The organism is Kitasatospora sp. NPDC059722 (genome assembly GCF_042733235.1).
In the GTDB taxonomy this organism is placed as follows: domain Bacteria; phylum Actinomycetota; class Actinomycetes; order Streptomycetales; family Streptomycetaceae; genus Kitasatospora.
The window spans coordinates 1-1,055 of record NZ_JBHWGD010000309.1 but is presented as its reverse complement, the minus strand read 5'-3'; the positions used below and the strand labels follow the sequence as shown (position 1 = coordinate 1,055).

At 74.5% G+C, this 1,055-nt stretch carries 1 protein-coding gene; it reads right to left on the bottom strand.

The features are described from left to right. Positions 1 to 1,055 (bottom strand): acyltransferase domain-containing protein (locus tag ACFV4F_RS43480; RefSeq protein ID WP_380511619.1); only part of this gene is annotated, 1,055 nt, incomplete at both ends.

Below are 1,055 nucleotides of genomic sequence, written 5' to 3'. Positions count from 1 at the left end.
GTGTAGGCGAGCCCGTCGAGGACGGCCCGGAAGCCGTCCAGCATCGGCTCCATCAGCGGGGAGTGGAAGGCGTGCGAGACGCGCAGGCGCGTGGTCCGCCGGTCGGCGAAGTGCGCCTCGATCGCGGCGACGCCCTCGGCAGCGCCCGACACGACCACGGACGTCGGACCGTTCACCGCCGCGATGGAAACGAACTCGTCCAGCAGCGGCAGGACTTCGTCCTCCGAAGCCTCCACGGCGAGCATCGCTCCGCCCTCCGGGAGCGCCTGCATCAGCCGGCCGCGCGCAGCCACCAGGGCGCACGCGTCCTCCAGCGAGAACACCCCGGCCACATACGCGGCCGCCACCTCACCGATCGAGTGCCCGGCCACGAACTCCGGCCGCACGCCGAGCGATTCGACGAGCCGGAACAGCGCCACCTCGACCGCGAACAGCCCGGCCTGGGCGTACTCCGTCCGGTTCACCGGCTCCGCGTCGTCGCCCCACACCACGTCGCGCAGCGGCCGGTCCAGCAGTTGGTCCAGCCGTGCGCAGACGCCGTCGAAGGCCTCGGCGAACACCGGGAAACGGGCGTACAGCTCCCGTCCCATGCCGAGCCGCTGCGAACCCTGACCGGAGAAGAGGAACGCCGTCGAGCGCTCTCCCGCCACCCCGCGCGCGACCTCCGCACCGTCCAGCAGCACCGCCCGGTGCCCGAGGAGCGCACGCCCGGCGGCCAGCGAGTGGGCGACGTCCAGCGCGGACGGCCCGTCCACGTCGGCGAGGCGCGCGAGCGAAGCGTCCAGCGCGGCCTCGGACTTGGCCGAGACCACCCACGGCGCCGCGCCCACGGCCGACACCGAACCGGCTGCCTCAGGAACGGCAGGCGCCTGCTCCAGCAGGACGTGCGCGTTGGTGCCGCTGACGCCGAAGGCGGAGACGCCGGCCCGGCGCGGGCGGCCGGTGGCCGGCCAGTCGCGGGCGGCCGTCAGGAGCTCCACGGCGCCGGCCGTCCAGTCGACGTGCCGGGAGGGCGCGTCGACGTGCAGCGACTTCGGCAGTTCCCCGTGCTGCAT